This is a genomic window from Escherichia sp. E2661 (assembly GCF_004745185.1).
Classification (GTDB): Bacteria; Pseudomonadota; Gammaproteobacteria; order Enterobacterales; family Enterobacteriaceae; genus Escherichia.
Genome location: NZ_PDIG01000062.1, coordinates 1 through 634 on the forward strand (window position 1 = coordinate 1; position 634 = coordinate 634).

Here is a 634-nt window from a genome sequence, read left to right on the forward strand (position 1 = left end):
ATCAGTATGACGAATACTTAAAATCGTCATACTTATTTCCGCCATCTATTTTAATCCATTGGGGTTACCATGCTCTCCACACTCCGCCGCACTCTATTTGCGCTGCTGGCTTGTGCGTCTTTTATCGTCCATGCCGCCGCACCAGATGAAATCACCACCGCCTGGCCGGTGAACGTCGGGCCACTAAACCCGCACCTTTACACGCCTAACCAGATGTTCGCCCAGAGCATGGTTTATGAACCGCTGGTGAAATATCAGGCTGATGGTTCGGTGATCCCGTGGCTGGCAAAAGCTGGACTCATTCAGAAGATGGTAAACCTGGACCTTCACCCTGCGTGATGACGTGAAATTCTCCAACGGCGAACCGTTTGATGCCGAGGCAGCGGCAGAAAACTTCCGCGCAGTGCTCGATAACCGTCAACGTCACGCCTGGCTGGAGCTGGCAAACCAGATTGTTGATGTCAAAGCACTCAGTAAAACGAGCTGNAAATCACCCTGAAAAGCGCCTACTATCCTTTCCTGCAAGAACTGGCCCTGCCCCGTCCTTTCCGTTTTATCGCCCCCTCGCAGTTTAAAACCATGAAACCATGAACGGAATTAAAGCGCCGATTGGCACCGGACCGTGGATTTTGCA

General features: G+C 51.8%; 1 pseudogene. It reads left to right on the plus strand.

The features are described from left to right. Positions 1–69 precede the first annotated feature (69 nt). A pseudogene (locus tag CRI63_RS23620) lies at positions 70–634 on the plus strand (ABC transporter substrate-binding protein); the annotation flags it as partial.